The sequence below is a fragment of the Alienimonas sp. DA493 genome (assembly GCF_043951915.1).
Taxonomy (GTDB): Bacteria; Planctomycetota; Planctomycetia; order Planctomycetales; family Planctomycetaceae; genus Alienimonas.
Genome location: NZ_JBINJD010000051.1, coordinates 13,180 through 30,223 on the forward strand (window position 1 = coordinate 13,180; position 17,044 = coordinate 30,223).

The 17,044-nt window shown below is 71.8% G+C and carries 8 protein-coding genes; 4 read left to right on the plus strand and 4 right to left on the minus strand.

Annotated features, from left to right (window positions below; all coding sequences use genetic code 11):
* Window positions 1-119 precede the first annotated feature (119 nt).
* Complete coding sequence (locus tag ACG2DA_RS09980) at window positions 120-3,695, plus strand: efflux RND transporter permease subunit (RefSeq protein ID WP_395255453.1); 3,576 nt, start codon at window positions 120-122, stop codon at window positions 3,693-3,695.
* Window positions 3,696-3,722: 27 nt separating this feature from the next.
* Here ACG2DA_RS09980 and ACG2DA_RS09985 read toward each other — a convergent pair whose 3' ends face one another.
* Window positions 3,723-4,649, minus strand: coding sequence for an endonuclease/exonuclease/phosphatase family protein (locus tag ACG2DA_RS09985; protein WP_395255454.1), 927 nt, complete (start codon window positions 4,647-4,649; stop codon window positions 3,723-3,725).
* Between the two features lie 219 nt (window positions 4,650-4,868).
* On the opposite strand from ACG2DA_RS09985, the gene ACG2DA_RS09990 reads away from it, so the two are divergent.
* Complete coding sequence (locus ACG2DA_RS09990) at window positions 4,869-6,074, plus strand: Gfo/Idh/MocA family protein (RefSeq protein WP_395255455.1); 1,206 nt, start codon at window positions 4,869-4,871, stop codon at window positions 6,072-6,074.
* Window positions 6,075-6,263: 189 nt separating this feature from the next.
* Here the strand turns inward: ACG2DA_RS09990 and ACG2DA_RS09995 are convergent, their stop codons facing one another.
* Window positions 6,264-6,866, minus strand: coding sequence for an HNH endonuclease (locus ACG2DA_RS09995; RefSeq protein WP_395255456.1), 603 nt, complete (start codon window positions 6,864-6,866; stop codon window positions 6,264-6,266).
* A gap of 392 nt (window positions 6,867-7,258) precedes the next feature.
* Here ACG2DA_RS09995 and ACG2DA_RS10000 point away from each other — a divergent pair, with 392 nt between their 5' ends.
* Both ACG2DA_RS10000 and ACG2DA_RS10005 read left to right on the plus strand, forming a co-directional pair.
* Window positions 7,259-10,840, plus strand: a complete 3,582-nt coding sequence (locus ACG2DA_RS10000; protein ID WP_395255457.1) for a hypothetical protein — start codon at window positions 7,259-7,261, stop codon at window positions 10,838-10,840.
* 241 nt (window positions 10,841-11,081) lie between these two features.
* Window positions 11,082-12,656 (plus strand): Hsp70 family protein, encoded by a 1,575-nt coding sequence (locus ACG2DA_RS10005; RefSeq protein ID WP_395255458.1) that lies wholly within the window; start codon window positions 11,082-11,084, stop codon window positions 12,654-12,656.
* An 89-nt stretch (window positions 12,657-12,745) separates the two neighbouring features.
* Here the strand turns inward: ACG2DA_RS10005 and ACG2DA_RS10010 are convergent, their stop codons facing one another.
* Entirely contained in the window at window positions 12,746-15,982 is a 3,237-nt protein-coding gene (locus tag ACG2DA_RS10010; protein WP_395255460.1) for a right-handed parallel beta-helix repeat-containing protein, read from the minus strand.
* A complete protein-coding gene (locus ACG2DA_RS10015) occupies window positions 15,972-16,685 on the minus strand; it encodes a hypothetical protein (RefSeq protein ID WP_395255461.1) in 714 nt (237 codons plus the stop codon). The genes ACG2DA_RS10010 and ACG2DA_RS10015 overlap by 11 nt, the downstream gene beginning before the upstream one ends.
* Between the last annotated feature and the right edge of the window lie 359 nt (window positions 16,686-17,044).

Sequence of the window (17,044 nt, forward strand, 5' to 3'; positions counted from 1 at the left end):
ACGCGCGGATCGCGGGTGGGTCCCCGGCGGGAGCGGCCGCCGGGGCGGGATTGCCCAGACGTTGAACCGCACCGGCTTAGATTTTCCACGCCGCCCCCCGGGGCTCTTCGGACACAGCTATGAACTTCATCGCGGCGCTCGTCTCCAACCCCGTCAAAGTCGCGGTCGGGGTGCTGCTGACGATGATGTTCGGCCTCGTGGCGTTGGCCCGGATGCCGATGCAGCTCACGCCGGAGGTGCAGACGCCCACGATCACCGTCGAGACCCGCTGGCCGGGCGCCAGCCCGCAGGAGATCGAGCGCGAGATCGTCGTCGAGCAGGAGGAACAATTAAAGAGCGTGGAGAACGTCACCAAGCTCACCTCCGAGAGCACCGACTCCAGCGCCCGCATCACGATGGAGTTCCGCGTCGGCACGGAGATGGACCGGGCCGTCGTCGACGTCATCGGCCGGCTGGAGCAGGTCCCGCAGTACCCCCGGGACGCCGACAAACCGGTCATCAGCACGGCGAACTCCGCCGACCGCCCGATCGCCTGGTTCATCCTCGGCTCCCGGCTGCCCACGCCGGAGCAGTTGGACGAACTGGAGGCGGAGCATCCCGAACTCGCCGAGGGACTGGCCGAGGTCCGCAAGGCCCACAACGAGGGTCTGGCGATGCTGCGGCTCCGGCTGCTCGCCGAGAAGCACGAGGCGGTGAAAACCCTGCTGCCGCCGCCGGAGTTGAACGTCTCCGAACTCAAGCGGTTCGCCGAGGACGAGATCGAGGCCCGGCTGGAGCGGGTCTCCGGCGTGTCGCAGGCGAACGTGCGGGGCGGCCTGGAGGACGAACTGCAGGTGATCGTCGACCCGCAGAAGCTCGCCGCCCGGCGGCTGACGCTGCCGGACGTGCGGCGGGTGCTTCAGGGACAGAACGCGGACGTCTCCGCCGGCGACTTCTGGGAGGGCAAGCGCCGCTACGTGGTCCGTACGCTGGGGCAGTTCCGCTCCCCGGAGCAGGTCGCCGACCAGCCCCTGGCGGTGGTCGACGGGGCGCCGGTGTACCTCCGCGACGTGGCGGAGGTGAAGCTGGGTTATAAAAAACCGGACGGCCTGGTGCGGCGGTTCGGCGAGTCGAGCATCGCCATCAACGCCCAGCGGGAGACCGGGGCGAACGTGCTGGACGTGATGGACGGTCTGCGGGAGGTCGTGGCGACCCTCAACGACGGCGTCCTGAAGGAACGCGGCCTGCAACTCACGCAGGTGTACGACGAAACGGACTATATCTACTCCGCCGTCGAACTCGTCCAGCAGAACATCGTGATCGGCGGGGCGCTGACGATGATCGTGCTGATGCTCTTTTTACACCTCGGCGTGCGGGCGCTGATCGTGGCCCCGCTGATCGCCCTGACCGGGCTGGCGGCGGCGGTCTTCTCCCCGTGGTACTTCGCGCTGACGCTGGCGATCATCGTCGGGGCCGGGTTCTGGTTCGCCCGGGGGGCGCTGGTCGTCGGGTTGGCGATTCCCACCAGTATCGTCGGCACCTTTTTATTGTTGGACGCCCTGGGCCGGTCGTTGAACGTGGTCAGCCTCGCCGGGCTGGCGTTCGCGGTCGGGATGCTGGTCGACAACGCGGTCGTCGTGCTGGAAAACATTTATCGGCGGTACGACGAACTCGGCGAGCCGCCCATGACCGCCGCGGTGCGGGGCACGCAGGAGGTTTGGGGGGCGGTGCTCTCCTCCACGCTGACGACCGTCGCGGTGTTCCTGCCGATCGTCTTCATTCAGGAGGAGGCCGGGCAGCTGTTCCGCGACATCGCCCTGGCGATCAGCGGGGCGGTGGCGCTGTCGCTGGTCGTCTCGATGACGTTGATCCCCACGGCCTCGGCCCGGCTGTTCGGCAACCGCCAGAAGGATCGCCGCGAGGCCGCCGCGGGGCCGCGACGTTCCTACGGCGCCCGCATCTCCCGCGGCGTGGTCGGGCCGATCGAGCGGGCCGGCGGGGCGCTGACGAAGCTGATCGTCGGCGTGAACGCCTGGCTGCAACGCGGCTTCGTCCGACGGGCCGTCGCCGTCGTCGCCCTGTTCGGCGTCTCGCTGAGCTGCCTGTTCCTCGTGCCGCAGGTCGAATACCTCCCCACCGGCAACCGCAACCTGGTGTTCGGCATCCTGATGCCCCCGCCCGGCTATAACCTCGACCAATTAATGGAGATGGGCGAGCAGGTCGAGGAGGACCTCAAGCCCTATTGGAACACGGAGCCCGGCACGCCGGAGGCCGCCGCGCTGGATTACCCGATCATCGGCGACTTCTTCTTCGTCGCCCGCGGCCGGGAGGTGTTCATGGGTCTGCGGGCGGACGATCCCTCCCGCGTGGGCGAACTCGTCCCGCTGGTTCAGGAGGTCGGCGCCAAGCTGCCGGGCACCTTCACCGTCGCCAAACAGTCCAGCCTGTTCGAACGCGGCCTGACCGCCGGCCGGACGATCGACGTGGAGATCACCGGCCCGGAATTAGAGGACCTCGTGGCGATCGGCGGCCGCATCCTCGGGGCCACCAAGGGCCTTTATCCGGAGGCCCAGGTTCGCCCCGTGCCCAGCTTGGACCTCTCCAGCCCGGAGGTGCACATCGAACCGAAACTGTTGCAGGCCGCGGACATGCAGGTCTCGGCGGCGGACCTCGGGTTCACCGCCGACGCCCTGATCGACGGGGCGTTCGTCGGCGACTACTTCGTCGGCGGCGACAAGATCGACCTGACGCTCGTCGGCCGCGACCGCTACGTCGGCAGCGCCGACGACCTCCGCACCCTGCCCGTCGCCACCCCGGAGGGCCGGCTGGTGCCGTTGGAGGCCCTGGCGAAGGTGCGGCTTACCAGCGGCCCGGAGCAGGTGAACCACCGGGAGCGAGTCCGCAGCATCACCATCGAGGTCTCCCCCCCGCCGGCGGTGGCGCTGGAGACGGCGATGGAACGCATCCGCGACGAGGTGATTGCCCCGCTCCGGGAGGAGAACGCCCTCGGCCCCGGCATGCGAATTAACCTCGCCGGCACCGCCGACAAGCTGGAGCAAACCTGGCAGGCCCTCTGGGTGAACCTCGCCCTCGCTCTGCTCATCACCTACCTGCTGATGGCCGGCCTCTTCGAAAGCTGGATCTATCCGCTGGTGATTATCTGCACCGTGGTCCCCGGGGCGCTGGGCGGCGTGCTGGGCCTGCGGGCGTTGAACTTCGTCTACGCCCAACCGCTGGACGTGCTCACGATGCTGGGGTTCTTCATCCTGATCGGCACGGTGGTCAACAACGCGATCCTGATCGTCCACCAGGCGCTTAACAACATGCGGGAGGAGGGGATGGAGCCGAACCCCGCCCTGCTGGAGAGCGTCCGCACCCGCGTTCGGCCGATCTTTATGACGACGATGACCACGGTGCTCGGCCTGTTGCCGCTGGTCCTCTTCCCCGGCGCCGGCAGCGAACTTTATCGCGGGCTCGGCAGCGTCGTGCTCGGCGGATTGATCGTGGCCACGCTGTTCACCCTCGTGCTGGTCCCGACGCTGTTCAGCCTGACCCGCGACCTCCGCGAGTCGTTCCTCCGCCTGCTGGGCGGCGGAAGCGAAGCGGACGACGCGGACGAGGACGTGCCGCCGCCCCGCGAGCCCTCGCCCCGGCCCCGCCGCGTCGAGGAGCGGCCGGTCGTCGCCCGCCCCCCGCTGACGGCGACGGCCTCCTGAGCCGGCCGGCCGGTCCGCCGGTCCGGTTCACTCCGCGGCCGGCGCGGTCCGCCGCAGGACTGCGGTGACGGGGTCGTGGTCGGAGGGCGTGCGGCCGTCGCGGTGCGTGCGGTCGATGGCGGCGTCCTCGATCGTCCAATGCGGCGTGACGGCGAGCCAGTCGATCCGCACGTCGCTGCGCTCCTCCCGCCGGAAGCCGCCGAAGGTTCCGGCCGCCTCGCCGGGTTCGCCGTCGGGGTATTTCTCGGCATAGCTGTCCCGCAGCGAGGCCCCCGCCCCGGCGTCGCCGAACAGGTTCTGATAGGGCGCGCTCCCCGGAGCCGCGTTGAAGTCCCCGGTGAGGATCGCCGGCCCGTCGCCGGCGATCTCCGCGATTTTCGCCCGGACGAGCGAAGCCGACTCCGCCCGGGCCTGCGGCCCGCGATGGTCGAAATGGGTGTTAAAGAACCAGAACACGCCCGCCCCGCCCGGCGTCCGGTCGCGGAGTTTGAGCCAGGTGCACATCCGCGGCAGGGAGCTGTCCCAGCTTCGACTGCCGACCTCCCCCGGCGTCTCGCTGAGCCAGAAGTGCCCGCCGTCCAGCTTTTCCAGGCGTTCTTTGCGATAGAGGACGGCCATCATCTCGCCTTCGTCCTGGCCGTCGGTGCGACCGACGCCGAACGCGGCGTAGCCGGGCAGGCGCTCCAATAAATCGTCCCGCTGAAAGGCGAGCGTCTCCTGCGTGCCCAGCACGTCGGGGGCGAACGCTTTAATCGTCTCCGCGACCAGCTCTTTGCGGTGCGGCCAGGCGTTCTCGCCGTCCCGGGCGGAGCCGTAGCGAATGTTAAAGCTCATCACCCGCAGTGGGGCGACGTTCGCCGGTTCGTCCGGCTCCGCCGCCGCGGCCGGTCCGACGGCGCCGAGGGTCGCCAAACCCGCGAGCAGGACGTGAATTGAGCGGGGGGCGGGCGCCATCGTGGTTCTCGGAAAAGACGGGGTGAAGGCCGGCGGAGCGGGCCGCGGGGCCGGGCACCGTAGGCGGCGCGGAACCGGAGACGCCAGCCGCGGCGGAACGACTTTCCCGCGAAATTGATCCCGGCGGGGGTGATTCCCGACGGCGGCGGGCGGGGCGTCCCCCGCTCCCGCCCGGCCGGTCCGGCGCCACGATTCCCCCTCCCGACGCCTCTCCGACCGATGCCCGCTACCCGCCGACGCTTCTGTCAGATCGCCGGCGGCGCCCTCGCCGCCGCCGCGGTCCCGTCCGCCCTCCCCGCCAAGCTCCGTCCGATGTCCGACGCCCCCGCCCTGCCCCCCGCGCAGCTGACCGGCCGCCCCCTGCCGGAATTGCTCCAACCGCTGCCCCTCCCGCCGTCGGAGCGGATCGGCTTCGCCCTCGTCGGGCTCGGCGCCTACGCACTGAATCAGATCGCCCCGAACCTGGCGAACACCCGCGGCTGCAAACTGTCGGCGCTCGTCTCCGGCAATGCGGAGAAGGCCGGCCGCGTCGCCGACGCCTACGGGCTGGGCAAGGAACACGTCTATTCCTACGACGACTTCGACCGCCTCGCGGACGATCCGGCGGTGGACGTCGTTTATATTATCCTCCCGAACGCCTTTCACCGGGAGTGGACGGAGCGGGCCTTCGCCGCCGGCAAGCACGTGCTGTGCGAAAAGCCGATGGCCGGCACCCCCGAGGAGTGCGAGGCGATGATCGCCGCCGGGGAGAGGGCCGGGAAAAAATTGATGATCGCCTACCGGGCCCAGTTCGACCCGTACAACCTGGAAGCGATCGCGGCCGTCCGCGGCGGCGACGGGAAGGAGGGGCAGATCGGCGCCCCCCGCATCGTCGTCTCCGATCACGGGCGCATCCTCGACCTGTCGGACGTCCGCGATCAGTGGCGGGCGAAGAAGGAACTCGCCTGCGGCGGGTCGCTGTACGACATCGGCATCTATTCCGTGAACGGCGCCCGCTATCTGCTCGGCGAGGAGCCGACGGAGATCTCCGCCCGTTACCTGCCGCGGTCGAACCGGCCCGAGGTGACCGTCGAGGAGGGCGTCGAATGGCGGATGACCTTCCCCTCCGGCGCCGTGGCCTCGTGCACCTCCAGCTATCGGGTCGCGGGCAATAAACGCATCCACGTGCAGGGCGAGGAGGGCGAGGTCACCCTTGATCCCGCCACGGATTATTACATCCGCAACCTGGAGATCGTCTCCGGCGACCAGACCCGCAACGTGGAGATCCCGCAGGCGAACCAGTTCGCCGCGATGCTGGACGAAATGGCGACCGCCGTCCGCGAGAACCGCGAACCGAAGACCCCCGGCGCCGAAGGCCTCCGCGACGTGCGAATTCTGACCGCCATCTACGAGGCCGCGGAGACCGGGAAAACGGTCCGCGTTTGATCTCAAAAGAGCCCGAGCGGCGGCCGTTGCACGACGAACCTTCGCGCCGCCGCGATTTAATCTGCGCTTTACTCATTCTATCGCAATGGTCCCGCACGCGGAGCGTCCCGGACCCTTCAAGGGTCCGGGACGCTGGCGTTGCCTGACGCTCAAGCAACCGGCAGAGCGTTCCGGTTCCGTCCGACCGGGTCAGGACCCCAGCAGTTCCACGTTCCAGTAGGCTTCGGAGAGGAACCGCTCCCAGCTTTCGACCCGCACGTTGCGGGCGCTGTAAACCGGGTTCCACGCGGGCCGCTTGGGCTCGCGGGGCAGGGTCATGCGGGCCTCGGCGGGGGTGCGGTCGGCCTTGCGGTGGTTGCACCGCACGCAGGCCAGCACGCAGTTTTCCCAGCTCGTGGCGCCGCCGCGGCTGCGGGGCAGCACGTGGTCGATCGTCAGTTCGTTCCCGCCCGGCTTCACGCCGCAGTACTGGCAGGCGTGCCGGTCCCGCCGGAATAAATTCCGCCGGGTGAAGGGCACGGTGCGCCGGTGCAGCTTGTCGTAGGTCGTCAGGGCGATGACCTCCGGCGCTTTTAATTCGAACCGCACGGTTTTGACGACGGGTTCGCCGTCCTCCGGCTTTTTGCGGCTCCAATCCTCCCAGCTGTAAAGTTGGTAGTCGGCCGGGTCGACCACGCGGGCCGAGTCGTTCCAGAGCAGGACCAGCGCGCGGGCCACGTTCGCCACCCCGACCGGCTGCCAGTTCCGGTTCAGCACGAGGGTGGGTCGGGAGAGGGCCGCGACGGCGGTCATCGGGAAGCTCTTTCGGTCGACGTCGAACGCCGGTTGATCAACCGGCGTTCAACGGGGGACGGGGCGAAGCAATCACGAGTCAGACCGCCACGTCTCCGAAAAGTTCGCTCCCGGACCGTTCGCGTCGCGTCCCGGCCGCCAGGCACCCGGACGCCCGGGGGTGCGGGCGCTGCGAGCGTTGGCAACCGAACCGTCGCCGCGCGGGGCAAGTTTCGGGCCGTTCGGGTCGGAGTCACCCTATCCGGGCCGCAGACCCCCGGCAACAGGCCCCGCCGGCCGGGGCCGCGGACTTCATCCGCAAGTCACCGGGTTTTCACGATCCGGCGGCCGAAGAACGGTCGATGCGCCCGGGAGCCGACCCCGCTCCCGGTCCCCGCAACCGGCCCCGCCCCGTGCCGCCCGCTCCCGACGCCGCCGTCGAATCGCCCCCGCCCGCTCCCGCCCCGGGGCGCTCCCGCGGGAGGCTGCGGTGGGGGCGGTTGGCGGCGGTCGGGGCGGCCCTGCTGGCGGCGGGGCTGTGGTTCGCCCCGGCCTTCGTCGCCCGGTCCGGCCTGCGGCACACAGTCGCGCACCGCCTGTTTCCGGAGTTGAACGCCGACGTGACGGTCGGCCGGGCGGAGCTTTCCTGGCTCGCCCCGGTCGCGCTGCGGGACGTGACCGTGACCGCCCGCGAGGCCGCCGGCGGAGACGAACCGCTGCTGCGCGTCGCCGCGATCCGCACCGAGCGGCCGCTGCACGCCCTGCTCTCCGCCGCCCTGTTCCCCGGCGGGGAGCCGGTCGATTACGGCCGGATCACGCTGGAGGAGCCGCGACTGCGGGTCCGCGTGCGGCCGGGCGGCAGCGACTTGGAGGACGCGCTCGCGCCGCTGTTGGCCGGCGAGGCCTCCGCGACGCCGCCCGGGTTCGCCGTGGCGGTGAAGGCCGGGGCCGTGACGGTTCTCGACGCCTCCGGCCGTCGGCTGGAGGGGCGGAACCTCCGCGGCGCCGTCCGGCGGTCGGCGGGGGCGTCCCTGCCGAACCGGGCGGAGATCGACGGAACCTGGGGCGACGGCGAACGGTCCGGCACGGTCGCGGCGACGCTGGCCGCCGCCGCGGGGACGTCGGCGAACGGTCGGGCGGCCACCGGCGCCGGGGCGAACCGTTGGGCGTTGCGGGCGGACGGCGTGCCCCTCACCGCCGCGGCCCCGTTGCAGAGCCGCTTCGCCGCGGACGCCGCTCCCTGGGCGCTGGACGGGGCGCTCTCCGGAGATTTGACCGGGGACCTGACCGCGAACGGCTGGACCGCCGAGGGGCGGCTGGTCGGCGATCGCCTGACGGCTCGCCGGGGCGACTGGCCCGCGGGCGATCGGCTGCGGCTGGCCTCCGCGAGGCTCTCCGGCGGACTATCCGGCCGGTTCGACGGCGCCGGGGCGGACCTGCGGGCCGACCGGCTGACCTTCCGCTCCGATCTGGGCGATCTGTCCGCCGACGGCCCGCTGCCGACGGCTCTGCCGGCCGACCCGGCGGCGTGGCTCGAGGCCGACCGCACCCTCCGCGGGCGGATCGACGTCGCCGCGTTGGCCGCGCAACTCCCGGGCGTCCTGGGGCTGGCGGAGGGGGCGACGGTCGAGGGCGGCGCGCTGAACCTCTCCCTGACCACGGCCGCGGGCGACCGGCCCCGCGCCCGCCGGATCGCCGCGTCGGCCGACCTGGAAAACCTCCGGGCCGTGCTGCCGGGGGGCGAGCGGATCGCCCCGGACGGCCCGATCTCCGCCCAGTTGGACGCCGTCCGGGAGGACGCGGGGCCCATCGCCGTTGAGCGGCTGGTCGCCCGGACCGACGGCCTCGCCGCGGTCGGCCGCGGGACCGCGGAGGAACTAACGGCGGACGTGTCCGTCGACCTCGCCGCGTTCGACCGCACCTTCGGCCGCCTGCTGAACCTCGGCGGCCGCTGGGCGGGGTCGATGGACGGCACGGTGCAGGTCCGCCGCGCCGCCGCGGACCGCTTCGCCGTGCGGGCCGGGGGCGTCGGCCGGGAAATCCGCTTCGCTCCCCCCGCCGGCGCCCCGGTGCGGGAAGAAGAGGTGACGGTGAAGGTCGGCGTGGACCTCCTCCGCGACGACGCCGGGCGCTGGTCGACCGCCTTCGTCGGGGGGCGGGCGGAGTCCGGAGCGGACGTGTTGTCGATCACGCCGAAGGACGCCGAAGGACTCTCGCTGACTCTTGATGGAGAGTTGTCGACTCTCACGCGTCGAGTTGGAGCGGCCGTGAGTCTCCCCATTGACTCCCTGAATGGCGGTCTGCGGGCGTCTGCGGCGTTGCGGCCGGCGGGCGCTGGGTGGGCGGTGGAGGACGGGAAGGCGGAGTTGCGACGGCTGATTCTCGACGCCCCCGGCCTGCGGCTGCGGGAGTCGGTGGCGACGCTGGAGATCCGCGGCACGCTCAATCCCGCCGCCGGAACCTTCGCCGGGACGTTTGAGTGGGTCGGCGACGCGCTTTCCGTCGAGGCGGAGCGGGTGCGGTTCGACCCCGCCGCCGCCCCGGCGCTGACGGCGGAACTCACCGCTCGCGGCGACTCGGGCCGGCTGTGGGCCTGGTTCCCCGCCGCCGACGTCGCCGGCGTGCGGCCGGAGGGGCGGTTCACCGCCCAGGGGGCCGGCACGGCGGAGTTCGGCCCCGCGGGCTTTGCGGGAGCCGGGTTCGCCGGGACCGTCGCCCTCGCCGACCTCACGATCCTCACCCCGCCGGACCCGCGGTCGGCCCCGGGATCGGCGTGGGTCGCGGCGTGGCGGGAGCCGTCGGCGACCCTCGCCGGGGCGGTCCGGTACGATGCCGGGGCGACGGCCGCGGGGAGCGACGCGCTGCACCTCGGGCCGCTGGCGGCGACCGCGGGGGGGGCGTCGTTGACCGCCGACGGCGTGGTGCGGGACCTGTTCGGGACGATGCACGCGGACCTCTCCGGTCGGTTGGCGGTGGACTGGGCGACGCTGGGACCGCGGCTGGGGACGGCGGAGGCCGGGGCGACGCTGACGGGAACGAGCGATCGCCCGTTCACGCTCCGCGGGCCGCTGGCGTCTCCGGCGGAGCTGTCCGGCCGGGCGGGGCTGGGTTGGGACGAACTCCGCGGGGGCGGGTTCTCCTTCGGTCAGGGGGCGTTGGTCGCCACGCTGGGCGGGGGGCGGGTGCGGATCGACGGGATCGACTGGCCGCTCGTGCCGCTCGCCGACGGCGGGACCGGGGCCGGCGGTTCGGGGCCGCGGTCCGCGATCGGGCGGCTGCGGACCACGCCGACGATCGACCTCACCGGCCGCGAGGCCGCGGTGCGGCTGCCGGCGGGCCGCATCCTGTCCGGCGTGCGGTTCACGCCGGAGGCGACCCGCGGGTGGCTGGGCCTGGTGAGCCCGCTGGCGGCCGGCGCCGTGCAGGCGGACGGCGCGTTCGACGTGGACCTCGACGGCGCCGCGGTTCCGCTGTCGGACCTGCTCGCCGGCGACCTGCGGCGGGCGGGGGCCGGCGGGCGGCTGGTCGTGGAACGGGCCGACTTCACCGCCGGCCCGGTCGCCGACGGCCTGCTGGGGGCGGTGCGCAACGCCAGCGCCCTGCTCCGCGGCTCGGTCGGCGGCGATCTACGGGACGTCCGCGTGCGGCTGCCGGCCCAGTCGACGCCGTTCCGGCTCTCCGGCGGGCGGGTCTATCACCAGAACCTCCTCGCCCGCAGCGGTTCCGTGGAGGTGACGACCGGCGGCTCGGTCGGGCTGGACGGGACCCTCGACCTGCGGGCGGAGATCCCGCTCGGCGGGGACCTGGGCGGTCGTCGGGCGACGGTGCCGATCGGCGGTTCGCTGGACGCCCCCCGCATCGACGTGGCCCGCCTCGCCGACGCCGCCGCCCGCGGGGCGCTCGACAGCGCGGTGGAGCGGGAGCGGGACCGCCTTGAGGAGAAAGCGTCCCGCGAGATCAGCCGCGGCCTGGACCGCCTGTTCGGCCGGGAGTGAGCCGCGAGAGTCTCCCGGGCCGGAGCGGCGGGGGCGGGCGCCGCGGCAGTGGGCGCGGCATTGCGGGTTGTCACGGCGGGCTGCGGGCGAGACGCCGGCGCCGGTCCCGCACTGGTTGCGGCGGCCGGACGCGGGGCGGAAGATCGTCAGCGCTCCCTTCCGCCCCGCCCGGTCCGGCGTTTTTCGTTCACGCCGACGGACCGGGTCGAATGATCGAACGATCTTTCTGAACCAGCCCGCCATGAAGTTCCTCGACGGCGAAACGGTCGGCATCGACCTCGGCACGACCTACAGCGCCATCGCCCACCTCAACGACGAGGGCGAACCCACCATCATCAACAACGGCGACGACCGCCCCATCACCCCCAGCGTGGTTTTGCTGGGCGAGGGCGGCCGCGTGATGGTCGGCCCCAGCTTCGAGCGGATCGCCCTGGAGAAGCCGGAGAACGTCGTCGAGGCCGTCAAACGGCAGATGGGCAACAAGGATTATTACGTCGTTTATCAGGGCAAGAAGCTCACGCCGGAGTTCATCAGCGCTCTGATCCTCAAAAAGCTGAAGCAGGACGCGGAGGTCCGCATCGGCCCGGTGGCGAACGCCGTCGTCACGGTGCCCTACTACTTCAACGACCTCCGCCGGAAGGCCACGCAGGACGCCGGGCAGGTCGCCGGACTGAACGTGGTGGATATCATCAACGAGCCCACCGCCGCCACGCTGGCCTACGCCTGGAACAAGGGCGACCTCGGCCGCGTCGACACCGGCGGCGGGGAGACGACCATCCTGGTGTACGACCTCGGCGGCGGGACGTTCGACGTCACGGTGGTGCGGTTCACCTCCACGACGTTCCGCGTGCTGGCGACGGACGGGGACGTGATGCTCGGCGGGCTGGACTGGTCGAACCGGCTGGTGGAGCACCTCGCCGAGCAGTTCACCCGCAAATACGGCGACGATCCCCGCCAGGACCCTGAGGGCCTGCGGGCGTTCTTCCAGGAGTGCGAAGACGCCAAACGCAAACTATCCAAAAACGACCGGGCCCCGGTCAGCGTTTATTACAAGGGCAAGACGCTCACGGTGCAGCTCACGCGGTCGGACTTCGAGCGCATGACCGCCGACCTGATGCAGCGGACGCGCGACACGACCGAACTGGTGCTCCAACAGTCCGGCGTGGACCCGGCCCAGTTGGACGAGGTCGTGTTGATCGGCGGCTCGACCTATATGCCGATCGTGGAGAAGACGTTGAAGGAGATCACCAGGCAGGAGCCGTCCCGCAGCCTGATGCCGGAGCGGGCCGTCGCCGAGGGCGCCGCGATCCACGCCGCCATTTTGCAGGCCAAGCACGGCGGCGGCGGCAAAATGGCGGAGGCCCTCCGCAAGCGGCTGGAACGCGTCAAACAGGTGGACGTGAACAGCCACAGCCTGGGCATTAAAGTCGCCGACCCGGAGAAGAAGGGCGCGCGGATGAATCACATCATGATTCCGCGGAACACCTCCATCCCGGCCAGCAAGACGCAGCGGTTCAAAACGACCAGCGACAACCAGAAGACCGTCCACGTCGAGGTGCTGGAGGGCGAGGCCCGGGACCCCGCCGCCTGCACGCTGATCGGCGACTTCCGCATCGTCGGCCTGCCGCCGGACATGAAAAAGGGCAGCCCGGTGGAGGTCACCTACAGCTACGACGCCAGCGGCCGCATCAGCGCCCGGGCGAAGGACCTGACCGCCAATAAAGAGGCCGCGACCGAGATCGTCCGCGAGGGCGGCCTGTCCGAGGGCAACGTGGCCGACTTCGAGAAGCTGGCCAGCGAATACGACGTGGACTGACGAAGAAGTATCAAGGCCAAGAACTCAAGAACCAAAACGCCAGGCGTTCGCTCCGTCTTGGTTCTTGAGTTCTTGGTCTTGAAGCTTGTTTAGTTCGCCGCCTCGCGCCAGTCGAGGATGCGGAGGCTGCCGTCGGCCTCGTGGTATTCGTAGGCGCCCAAGTCGTAGCGGCGGTAGCTGGGGCGGGCGGCGCCGAGGAGGTCGGCGTCCACCACGCCGGCGAGGTCCCGGCCGACGTTGATCGCCGGGGAGCCTTCGCCGAGGCGGTAATCCCCGGCGGGGGCGTCGCGGAACCGCGGGGGCTCCAGCAGGTCGTCGGGCCCGGGGGCGACGCCGGAATACGGCGTCGCCGCGAACAGCAGCACGTGATCGAGCGTCGCCGAGCCCCCGTTCGTCGCCGCGGCGCCCACGGCTCCGACGAGAATCCCGTTCGCCAGGGCGACGGCGCTGTTGTCGATCCGCAGGGCCCGGTTCGTCGCCGTGATCGTGAGGTGCCGCAGGGCCGCGGTCGCGGCCCCGTTGTGCACGACCACGCCGTCGGGGCTGGCGACCGCCAGCAGGTTTTCGATCGTCGCGGCGCCCCCGACTCCCGACAGCCACAGGGCCTCGGCGCCGCAGTTCTCGATGCGGCACCGCGCGACGCGGACCGTTGAAGAGCCCGTCAACGAGATGCCCCGTCCTCCCGCGGAGGCGACGGCGCAGTCGGCGAGGTCCGCGGCGCCCTCCCGCAAGCTCGCGGCCGTGTCGCCGCAGCCGGCGACGACGCAGTCCCGCATCACGACGTCGACGTAGCGGGTCTGAAACCCGTCGTCGTCCGCCGCGGCGACAAGGCAGCGGGTGAAGGTCGCGGCGCCGGTCCCGAGCGCCGCCGAGGCGGCCTCCACCTGAAAGGCGTCTTCGCCGGACGCGGCGACGGTGCAGTCGGTGAAGGCGAAGTCGGCGTCGGCGAAGCTGACGGCGGCCACGGCGTCGCCGATCTCGCTGGCGAACGTGCAGCCGGCGGCCGTGAAGTCGCCCCCGGCTTCCACGTAGATCGCGCCGTCGCGGCCGACGAGGTCGCAGCCGGACAACATCGTCGTCGCCCCGGCCGGATAGTGCCGGAACGAGTACCAGTTCCCCGAACAGTTCCAGTCGGCAAGCGTCGCCGCCCCGTCGGTTCCCACCAGTGCGGTGCCGCAGGAGGAGACGTTCAGGGCGGTCGACGCCTCGATCGCGAGGTCGGCCGAGGCGACGAACAGGCCGGTTTCGTACCCGGAAATCGTGAGCCCGGCGTGGAACGCCGGGTCCAGCGGGCAATCGGCGAGCGTCAGCCCCGTGCCGGTCGGGTTGACCGCGTACCCGTTCCCGTCCGGCGTGACGGCGCGGGCGAGCGAGACGTTCTGAAGGACGATCTGGCCGACGCCGTCCGCCGTGCCGGCGCCCCGGCTGTAGGCGACGCCGTTCCCGCAATCGGTCGCGGCGAAGTTCGTCACCGTGGCGGCGACGGCGGCGGGGTCGGCCGTGTCCCGCACGATCTGGACCGCTTGGGACCCGCAGCCGTTCGCGGAGCAGTTCTCGAGGAGCACGCCCCGGGAGCGGTCGGCGTGAAAGCCGAGGGCGCTGTCGGCGACGTGCACGTTCCGGCAGGTCGTCGTCCCCCCGACGGCGTACAGGCCGTGCCCCGTCCCGGCGGCGCCGTCCACGTCGATGCCCGCGGCGCCGCCGTCCACGTTCAAGGCGGCGTTCAAGGCGTACACGCCGATCCAGTTGTCGTGCAGGGCGACGGCGTCGGCCGCCTGCCAGTTCCAGGACCCGCCGTCCAGACGGACGGCGTCCCGGCCGCAGTCGCGGATCGTGACCCGCTGGACGTCCGGATCGTTCGCCCCGGTCAGATGGAGGCCGTAGTACCAGCGCTCGGAGGAGCAGTCGGTGACGACCACGCTCGCCGCCTCGGCGAGGATCGCGGCCCGGGTCTCCCAGGCGCCGGTCCCGTCGTCGTCGGCGAAGGCGCAGTTGCTGACGGCGAGCGAGTCCGCCGCGAAGATCTGGAGCCCGCCGTGTCCGCCGGAGGCGGAGAGGTTGCGGACGACGACGTTTTCCACGTCGGCGGTATAGATGTGGTCTTCGTTGCCGGACCAGGTTTTAGAATCGACGGTCAATGCCTGCGGCACGCCCGCGTCGCCGTTCCACGCCAGGCCGTAGCGGCAGCCGGCGATCGTGACGGTGTCCAGGGCGCCGAGGTGGAAGGACGAGACCGACGAGGCGATGCGAAGACCGGCGTCGCTGTGACCCGAGAGCGTCGTCAGTCGCAGCGTGAGTCCGGTCCAGGCGACGCTGAGTCCGACGCCGCAATCGCGGATCACGCTGTCCCGCACGATCGGTTCGGCGCCCCCGGTCGCGGGGAGGTACGCCCCGGTGGCGCTGCCGGAGATGTCGCAGTCGTCGATCTCCGTCGCTTGGCTCCCCAGCCAGAGACCCACGGTTTGAATGCCGGCGACGACGCAGCCGCGGACCGTCGCGCTCGCCCCGCTGCTCTGATAAACGCCGTACGCCCCGCCGGTCAGCGTGCAGTTGGTGAGGGTCGCCGCGGAATTGTCCAGCCGCACGTGGGTGCCCGTCGTGCCGGTTCGCGTGAACGTGCAGTTCGTCACCGTGAGCGCGCTGCTCTCCCCGATCAGCCCCACAGTGTTGTCGGTGAACGTGCAGCCCGTGACGGCGGTCGCCGTGGCCGACCGCACCCCCAGACCGAGTTCGACGCACCCCTCGAACACGCAATTGACGATCGCCACTCCCGCCCCGGACAACGCGCCGAACCCGCCGGTGCAATTTCGAAACCGGCAGTTCTGGTAGCGGACGCCGGTGCAGTAGGCGGCCGCGGCGGGATAGCTGGTGCGGGTGTCGGACGGGTTGTTCCGCTCGAAGGTGAATCCGTCGACGATCGTGTGATCGCCGAAGATCCCCAGCCCCAGCCAATATCCGTCGGCCCCTGAATAGGTGGACCCGGGGCGGATCGTCACCGTGCCGGCGTCGCCGGTGTGGCTCCCGTCGGTATCGGCCACGTATCGAATCGGGGCCGTGGAGGTGCCGTCGTTGTACTGAGGGGCGTATCCGTCGTAGGTGCCGGCGCCGACGTAAATCGTGTCCCCCGCGACGGCGGCCCCCGCCGCTTTGCTGACGGACCGCCACGCCTTATCGGGCGACTTGCCCCAGGCCGAGGGGTCCGCGGGGCCGTCGTTCCCGTTGGTGCGGACATAAATGTTCGCGCCCTCCGCCGGGACGGACGCCCAGAACATCGCGGCCGCGGCGAGCGTGAGGACGAGGCGCGACGGGAGGCGCTCAATCCTCATGGCCTTGCACCAAGCGGTCGGCGGAGGGCGGCGGGGGCGGGGTCGGCGGGCGGTACGTCGGTTCCACGTCCGGCCGGGGCGGACGGGGGACGGCTTGCCGGACCGACGGCGGCGGCGACGAACGATGGATCGAGGGGCGGCCGGTCGAGGGCCGGCCGGTCGTCGGACCGACCCGACCGGCCCCGGTCCGTCCGGGGGCGAGCGACAGCACGACCCGGCCCGGGTGCTCCACGGTGGCGGTGTCCTCGCCCAGTTCGACCACGGTGACCCCGCCGGCGCTCTCCCCGGCGGCGAGCAGCAGAATACGCCCCGAGCCGCTCCCGTCGCCGGCCCACAGGACGGCCTTTCGCGGGTCGCCCTCCATCGTGATGAACCCGCGCAGGAACAGGTGCTCCGCAACGGGATCGGCCTCGTCGGCCTCCTGGGCGGCGACCGGGGGGCCGAAAAAGTCCCACCCGATCGGCTCCTCGGGCGCGACGGGCGTCGGAACCGCGGGGGCCGCCGCGACGACCTCGCTCTTGCTCGGCAGCGGCGCCGCGGCTGGCTCCGGCGCGACCGTGCGCGTCGCCGCCGGCTCGGGCGCCGCCGGGGCGACGGCGTGGGCCTGCGGGTCTTCCACCGCCGCCAATTCGGTCCCCCCGCACCCGCACAGCGCGGCCGCGGCGAACGATCCGAGCAGCAGCGTTCCAGTCGGCCGGAGCACGGTCGATCCGAGGCGAAGGGGGAAGGAGCGGAGGAGAGATGCGTGACGAGGCGAACGAACTCTGCCCCGCCCGGAGCGGCGGGGCGGCCGCGACGCGGCGGGGCGCCGCCGACTCCGGGACGGACTCTGCCGTCGGTGGGGGCGGGGTCGGTTCTGACGGCTCCGCGGGAGGAAAATGCTTCGCTCGCAGAGTTTTTTGCCCTCTTCCCGGCGTGATGTAGGGTTCGACGGACCCGTCTTCCGCCCGCCCCTCCGGATCGCTCCGATCGCCGCCGCCCCGCCTGCCGCCGCCCCCTCCTCCGCCGCGTCCGTGCCCTCCGGCGCCGCCGGCGGGGCCGGGGCCGGTGCGGTGGGCGTGC